We start from the raw sequence: 6,817 nt of genomic DNA on the forward strand, positions 1-6,817 counted from the left end.
CGGGCTCTGTTGAGGAAACGAGTAGCCGAAAGGTCGCGCAGGGGCAGAGTGCGTAATAAATGTGATTAAGAACTGAAGGTACACGGGTATGTGGATGGAACCGACCAAGGTAGGCATAAAGAGGGCGATCGACAGGGAGGAAAAGGAGAGGTTCAACGAAAGCGGGGTGGGGTAGTGCGGTGTAGTCGAAAGGATGGGTGGAGGAATGAGGATGGAGGTAACGGTGAAGTTCAGGATTCCAAAAGTCATAGTCTATGCCGTTGAGAACGCCACTGAACCTATCCTGATGTAAGTGTATAGTATGACTTAAACCACAACCAACATCTGTGTGATGAGCTTCCCACGCATGGTTTGGTGAAACTGTCGTGAAAGCATTGGAGTAAACCATGCCCCCTTTCATAAAGTTTAAGGCAAAGGGGTTAAAGTTATCACGCAGCTTATCGTACTGGAAATAATATGCTTCTTGATTTAAACCCGTTGCCCAAAGAGTTTCAACACCGCCTATGCCTTGGTGTTTAAAGTTGTGGATGGTGTAGCAAACTCGCTGGCGATCCATACCATGATATTTAAACACCTCATACAACATCACTGGAACTAAACCAGTTTGCCAGTCGTGACAATGAATGATATCAGGGCGCTTATTACTCTGAAGCAGAAATTCTAAAGCAGCTTTGCTAAAGAAGGCAAAGCGCATATTATCATCGTTGCAACCGTAGTAACACCCTCGGTTAAAGAAGTTATCAGCTGAGTGGGGTTCAATAAAGAAACAAACCCTCCCGTGTACCCAGCCACAATAGACGGAGCAGTGAATTGCAGCACCATACCAAGGTACCCATAAGTCAAGGTACGCATCATGGAGACCCCAAATATGGTCGTAGCGCATACAATCGTACTTTGGCAGAATAATCTCGACGCAATGTCCTCGGATTTCTAATTCTCGACTGAGACCGTAAACGACATCGCCTAAGCCTCCAGCTTTGATTACAGGAGCGCATTCAGAGGCAACCTGTACGATGTACATTGTTACTCCTTACTTATTATACTTTCCTTATGTTCTCTATATATACACCATAAAGACGCTTTCATACGCAAGCAGGTTAGGAGAATATGGGGGAGTAGAAGCGTCTTAGCTCAGTTTTTGGCTTCAATAAGTAAAAATACCTTGACAAAAGGCTTTTCAAAATTCACAAGATCATGTAAAAATAATTCTTAAGATAGATGGAAAAAATGTTGTTTAGCGTTTCGGCGTGTCTGAACTTAGATTTTTATGTGTATGGAGAATAAACTTAGAGAACTGATTGGCAAAGCTAACGTGTGGCTTTTTGTCAAGAGCAGTAACGGTTGGTTGAAAAATGTCCAAATTCTGGAGGTTTGTGGGGAAACTGTAACATTTCGTTACGAACACGAATCCGAAGTAGAAACCAAAATATGGGAGAAAACCACTCGGATTGACAATATTGCAGAGATAGAGGTTCGGATGTTAACCTTGCCTAAGAGCGATCGCCAAATACAAGAGATGAGAAACAGGCTCTCGAAGCTGTTAGAGCAGGAATGAATAAAAACTCCCAACTAATTCCGCTGGGAGTTATAGATCTAACCTAGCATGATCTGAAAATCTCAAGCTGTAAGCGACTTCTACTTGCTAACTACGCCTGCTTTTTCTTGGATCCGTACTTTAGCAGCTTTGAACTCGGTAGCTAATTGCTCACTTTGCTCAGTACTCAAATTGTTGCGAATAGCAGCAAACAAGGTGGTTTCTTCTTGACGAATATGATCACCAAGAATATCTGTTAGCTGTTTAATTTTGTCTTTGAATTGAGATGAAGATGGGTTGATAGCCTTAATCTCGTCTAGTATCCGCTTCAGTTCCGCTTGCTCGTCATACAATTCCTGAGTATCACCTTCACCGTAGAAAGAACGTACTCTTGGGTAAACGACTTCTTCTTCAGCTTCAGAGTGAGCGCTTAGATCCTTGTAGATTTGACCGAAGTATTCTTGAATCTTTTGAGGATCTTTACTAGCTACTAGCTCGGTGATGAGGGTATTAACCTTGCCGTGGTCTAAACGTAGCACATCTTGGATATTTAAATCTTTTTTGTCGGTGTTTTGAGTAACAACACTACCAACTACACCGCCTAATGCTGCCATAGCATCTTGAACACGTGCCCAGATTCCTTGATCAGCATCTTGCCCAGTTAACTCCCGAACTCCTAAAACTTCTAGAATACCCTTAAGTTGTTCTTGATGAGCACGATTTTCAAAGTTAACAGTATTTAAAGGTCCGATTGCGAGAAGTACATCTGCACCAACTTTTTGTGCTGCTTTGTGGACTGTCAGCCCGCTTATGACTTGTTGATGCTTAAGCAATTCATGCTGAAACACTTTTTCATACAAGCTCAGTTTTGAGCCTTTATTTAGCTCTCGAGCCTTTTCAATGAATTGCGTGACGGTTTCTTGTGGCTTGGCTTGAATGCCATATTGACCGATTACGGTTTCGAGAACGTCTAAGTTTTTCTGATCATCTTTGAGCAAGTTTTGAAAGCGATCTTTGATCTCTTGATCGCTTATTTCTCTTATCAACTGCTGCTCGTTTTCAATAATCAGTTGTTGAATTGCTTTTATATCTGCCAACTTTACTGCGATCGCAGAGCGTTTAGTATCATCTAAAGTTGCTACCATTAGTCGTTCTCCTCAGAAAACTATTATGTAGTTTTGAAGTCATGTTCTCTCTTAGGTTGTCATAATATTTAGCATTTATTCATCTTTCTTTTGAACGATAGCATTCAACACTATGGGTAGAAAAATAATATTCTATTTCCAAAGTACAAATACTACTAAGTTTCTTAACACAAAAATCAATCTTTCATCTATCATTAGGCAGATGAGTTAGTGAAAAGTATTTTGTAGTATGTATTCTGACCGATGGGTAGAAATAAAAATTTTACTCCATCACTAGATAGATAAAAATTTCATACCATTTTTCTAAATTGATTTCAGGACAGTCAAATAGGAGATTTATTAGCATGACAGATAGTCCTGGAATAGGAGAGCAAGCGCTAAATAAAGCTGCAGAAATAGGGTTATCTAGCCAGCTAGATGAAGTAGAAAATTTAGATGTAGATATTGAAACAGACCCACTTAAATTGGTTCAAGGACAGGTCGATTCAGTCACAATTGAAGGCGAAGGACTAGTAATGCAGAAAGACCTCCGAATGGAGGAATTAGAAATGCATATGGGTAGCGTTGCTATCAATCCTATCAGTGCTGCTTTTGGTAAAGTAGAACTCACAAAACCAACCAAAGCCAGCACGCGAGTTGTTTTAAATGAAGATGATATCAACCGCGCTTTTAATTCTGAATATGTACGGACAAAATTACAAAGTCAAAAAATTCATGTTGATGGACAATTAAGGACAATTGTTCTAAGAAACATAGAATTTCGCCTACTCAGTGATGGGAAAATATCACTCAACGCAACAGTTTTGTTACAAGAAACTAATGAAACTAAACAAGTTGCTTTTTCAGCAATCCCTAATGTTAGCGCTAACGGGCAAACAGTTTCTTTAGAAAACGTTGAATTTAGTAACAATCAAGAAGTATCGCCAGATTTAACGAAAGCACTAGTTGAGCAAACAAGCGAAATTTTAAATTTGAGTAACTTTGATTTACAAGGAATGACGCTCAAGATTAAACAGCTAGACGTAAACCCAGGTAAATTAACATTGCAAGCTGAAGCATATGTTGAGCAAATTCCCAGTAGTTAGTTGGTAGTAGTAAGTTCTAACAATCAAGCGTTCACAATCAATAAACGATAACCTAAAATGGAAACTCAAGATAGAGAAACAACACCATACCCAAATATTCCAGCTTTTTTGGAAAGTGACAACAGAGAATTTCATGATTCCGGTATACCTAGTACTGTTGCGATCGCAGGGCATCCCATACATCCCATTCTTGTGCAATTCCCAGTTGCTTTCTTAGTTGGAGCACTTTTAACCGACGTAGTTTTCTGGTTAACTAGCAGTGCTTTTTGGGCGCAGGCTTCTTTCTGGCTAATAGCTGGTGGATTGCTAGGAGGAGTAGCAGCAGCCTTAACTGGAATATTAGACTTTCTCAGAATAGAAAGAGTTCGCAAACGTACTGCTGGCTGGGCGCACTTGATTCTTAACGCTTCTGCCCTAGTGCTGACGATTGTTAACTTACTACTACGTTTGAACAACCCAGTCTCACCAATATTACCTTGGGGGCTAATACTCTCTGTTATCATAGCCACGCTTCTTGGCTTATCCGGCTGGTATGGCGGCGAATTAATTTACCGACACAAAATAGCTGTGATCGGTAACGGTAACCCTCATTACCCCTAGAAGCAGCTTTTCAGCAGATGTAACGGATAATTGGTTCATCGACTCACTCTGAACAGGTTCGTTACAAATGCTTTCGAAACAAACTCGAAACCTCTATATAATCCTCTCTTTGCTTATCGTTATACCGATAGGCTTTTTATTTAAGTATTATACTGGTCTTGCTCATGAGTGGTTTAATGATCACGCAGCGGCTATTTTTTATGAGATCTTCTGGTGCTTGTTTGGATTTTTATTTTTCAGGAGTCGCTCAACGGTAACACAAATTACTTTATGGGTATTTATCATTACCTGTATACTGGAATTTTTGCAGCTTTGGCATCCACCTGTTTTAGAAGATATTCGCGCTACCTTGATAGGTAAATGGTTAATCGGTACAACCTTTGATTGGTGGGATTTTCCTCATTATGCTTTGGGTTGTGTTTTAGGTTGGTTATGGCTGCGGCAATTACAAAAAGTTACTTATGCAAAAAAAAGTTAAAGTTAAACCTAATTCCAAGGTTCAAAAGATTCAAGAGGAAGCAGACGGTAGTTTAACAGTGCATTTAAAGTCTCCCCCTGTGGACGGAAAGGCTAATCAAGAATTAATTGAATTACTCTCCAAAAAATTTAATGTACCAAAATCATATATCAGAATTAAATCTGGTTTATCTTCTAGGCAGAAATTAATTGAAGTTGATGTCTAGATATAATGTAGCGGAATTTCACTGCCTATCATTGTTAGAGCTAGGCACTCTAAGAGTAGCACCTAGCGTCTCTATCCGTAAAACTTAGGGACACACGTCAACTAACTTTTATTTCCATAGGAATCTGGCATTGTATAACTAATCTTCATCATATAAACCTAAAGTACGGAGTTTGGACATAAATGTCTTACTCTTCATGGGTTTTCTGGATTTTTATTATAATTGGTAGGCACCCAGTGTAACTATTGTTACGAGAAATCTATGGTTGTGTAATACTGATATATCGAGGTTGTGCTTTAACGCGTTCAATCCAAGCTTGAATCGCTGGGAATTGTGTCATTTCAAAGCCACCCTCATCAGCAACGTGTGTGTATGCAAATAAGCTGATATCTGCTATGCTATATCGCCCTCCCACCAAAAAGTCGCGGGTTTTTAAATGGTTTTCCATGACTCTGAGTGCTGCGTAGCCTGGTTCACGTTTTTGTGCAATAGCTTCTTTATATTCGTCAGCCTTACCTAGAATGGAAATCCAAAATCTTGAGGTAGCAATAAAAGGCTCATGGCTGTTCTGTTCAAAGAAAAGCCATTGTAGTACTTGCGCTCGTAAAAATCGGTCATATGGTAAAAATTCTGTTCCTTCACTTAAATAGACCATTATGGCATTTGATTCTGTCAAATACTTTCCTGTTTCAATTTGCAAAACTGGGATTTTGCCGTTAGGATTTTTACTTAAAAAATCTGGCCTTTGTGTCTCTCCTTTAATGATGTTAACCTCTATCCTTTCAAAGGGTACGCCAATTTGTGTCAGTAAAAGACGTACTTTATAGCCATTGCCAGAGGGTAAAAAATCATACAATTGCAATGTTTCCATGCCAACAAATATTTAGATGAAGTAATTGATTAATCATTCGAGTAAAATACCGCATCTGCTCGAAAAAAACAAAGATTTCTGCTACAATTATTAAAAATATAATGTATTTATAATTTAAGAATAAATTCTCTAATCAATAAAAAATATCAAAGTATTATTTGTTGTAAGTATAGAAAGATTTTTATTTAACAAAAAGAAATAATGTGTGGAAGATATACTTTAACTAAAACAAAAGAAGCTTTATCGCAAGCGTTTAGTGTTGATCCTGATATTGAAATTGAGGCGCAATACAATATCGCACCTACGCAAATGGTAATAGCCCTGCTATGTAATCAAAACAGCAAAGAGCGTGAGTTCAAACGGTTACGTTGGGGCTTAATTCCTTCATGGGCAAAAGATCCAACTATAGGAGCCAAGCTCATTAATGCTAGATCCGAAACTGTGGCAGAAAAACCAGCTTTCCGCGCTGCATTTCTACGCAGGCGGTGTTTGATAGTTGCTGATGGCTTTTATGAATGGAAAAAGCAATCTGGTAAAAAACAACCATTCTATTTTTGCCTCGAGGATAAACAGGCTTTTGGCTTTGCAGGATTATGGGAACAATGGGAATCTCCTGAAGGTGAGGAAATAGCTTCTTGTACAATATTGACAACTAAACCTAATGAATTAGTAGAATCACTTCATGATCGTATGCCAGTCATCTTAGAAAAGCAGGATTATAATCTGTGGTTAGACCCCCAGGTGCAAACACCAGAACCACTACAGCAGATCTTGGATCCCTACCCAGCTTCATCAATGATTGGTTACCCAGTTAGTACAATCGTCAACAATCCGAAGTACAATAGCCCAGAGTGTATTGTGCAAATCTCCTAAAGGCTGAACCTATAGGCACATAAGCT

General features: G+C 39.1%; 9 protein-coding genes. 6 read left to right on the plus strand and 3 right to left on the minus strand.

All coding sequences use genetic code 11. The features are described 5' to 3' along the window. A partial coding sequence (locus G4P69_RS33970) for a glycogen/starch synthase (RefSeq protein WP_208354291.1) occupies window positions 1-1,021 on the minus strand: 1,021 nt, incomplete at its 3' end. A 252-nt stretch (window positions 1,022-1,273) separates the two neighbouring features. Here G4P69_RS33970 and G4P69_RS33975 point away from each other — a divergent pair. After that, on the plus strand, window positions 1,274-1,555 hold the full coding sequence (locus G4P69_RS33975) for a DUF6679 family protein (RefSeq protein WP_208346225.1): 282 nt from the start codon (window positions 1,274-1,276) through the stop codon (window positions 1,553-1,555). Window positions 1,556-1,635: 80 nt separating this feature from the next. Here the strand turns inward: G4P69_RS33975 and G4P69_RS33980 are convergent, their stop codons facing one another. Beyond that, window positions 1,636-2,679, minus strand: a complete 1,044-nt coding sequence (locus G4P69_RS33980) for a hemerythrin domain-containing protein (protein WP_208354295.1) — start codon at window positions 2,677-2,679, stop codon at window positions 1,636-1,638. 344 nt (window positions 2,680-3,023) lie between these two features. Between G4P69_RS33980 and G4P69_RS33985 the strand changes: the two genes are divergently transcribed. From G4P69_RS33985 to G4P69_RS34000, 4 genes are all read left to right on the plus strand, one after another. Then, entirely contained in the window at window positions 3,024-3,764 is a 741-nt protein-coding gene (locus G4P69_RS33985) for an LmeA family phospholipid-binding protein (protein WP_208346335.1), read from the plus strand. Between the two features lie 57 nt (window positions 3,765-3,821). Then, window positions 3,822-4,364: a DUF2231 domain-containing protein gene (locus G4P69_RS33990; protein WP_208354297.1), complete on the plus strand. Its 543-nt coding sequence runs from the start codon at window positions 3,822-3,824 to the stop codon at window positions 4,362-4,364. A 67-nt stretch (window positions 4,365-4,431) separates the two neighbouring features. Then, window positions 4,432-4,842 (plus strand): ribosomal maturation YjgA family protein, encoded by a 411-nt coding sequence (locus G4P69_RS33995; RefSeq protein ID WP_208345576.1) that lies wholly within the window; start codon window positions 4,432-4,434, stop codon window positions 4,840-4,842. Next, window positions 4,826-5,047 (plus strand): DUF167 domain-containing protein, encoded by a 222-nt coding sequence (locus tag G4P69_RS34000; protein ID WP_208345578.1) that lies wholly within the window; start codon window positions 4,826-4,828, stop codon window positions 5,045-5,047. Before G4P69_RS33995 ends, G4P69_RS34000 begins: the two co-directional genes overlap by 17 nt. A gap of 259 nt (window positions 5,048-5,306) precedes the next feature. Here the strand turns inward: G4P69_RS34000 and G4P69_RS34005 are convergent, their stop codons facing one another. Beyond that, on the minus strand, window positions 5,307-5,918 hold the full coding sequence (locus G4P69_RS34005; protein ID WP_208345579.1) for a glutathione S-transferase family protein: 612 nt from the start codon (window positions 5,916-5,918) through the stop codon (window positions 5,307-5,309). 201 nt (window positions 5,919-6,119) lie between these two features. Here G4P69_RS34005 and G4P69_RS34010 point away from each other — a divergent pair, with 201 nt between their 5' ends. Next, window positions 6,120-6,791, plus strand: coding sequence for an SOS response-associated peptidase (locus G4P69_RS34010; protein ID WP_208345580.1), 672 nt, complete (start codon window positions 6,120-6,122; stop codon window positions 6,789-6,791). Window positions 6,792-6,817: the final 26 nt, after the last annotated feature.

It is taken from the genome of Aetokthonos hydrillicola CCALA 1050 (assembly GCF_017591665.1).
Lineage (GTDB): Bacteria > Cyanobacteriota > Cyanobacteriia > Cyanobacteriales > Nostocaceae > Aetokthonos > Aetokthonos hydrillicola.

Excerpts from the sequence above, each read along its gene's own strand:
- G4P69_RS33975 (WP_208346225.1), top strand. The coding sequence starts at position 1,274 with ATGGAGAATAAACTTAGAGAACTGATTGGCAAAGCTAACGTGTGGCTT.
- G4P69_RS33980 (WP_208354295.1), bottom strand. The coding sequence starts at position 2,679 with ATGGTAGCAACTTTAGATGATACTAAACGCTCTGCGATCGCAGTAAAG.
- G4P69_RS33985 (WP_208346335.1), top strand. The coding sequence starts at position 3,024 with ATGACAGATAGTCCTGGAATAGGAGAGCAAGCGCTAAATAAAGCTGCA.
- G4P69_RS33990 (WP_208354297.1), top strand. The coding sequence starts at position 3,822 with ATGGAAACTCAAGATAGAGAAACAACACCATACCCAAATATTCCAGCT.
- G4P69_RS33995 (WP_208345576.1), top strand. The coding sequence starts at position 4,432 with ATGCTTTCGAAACAAACTCGAAACCTCTATATAATCCTCTCTTTGCTT.
- G4P69_RS34000 (WP_208345578.1), top strand. The coding sequence starts at position 4,826 with ATGCAAAAAAAAGTTAAAGTTAAACCTAATTCCAAGGTTCAAAAGATT.
- G4P69_RS34005 (WP_208345579.1), bottom strand. The coding sequence starts at position 5,918 with ATGGAAACATTGCAATTGTATGATTTTTTACCCTCTGGCAATGGCTAT.
- G4P69_RS34010 (WP_208345580.1), top strand. The coding sequence starts at position 6,120 with ATGTGTGGAAGATATACTTTAACTAAAACAAAAGAAGCTTTATCGCAA.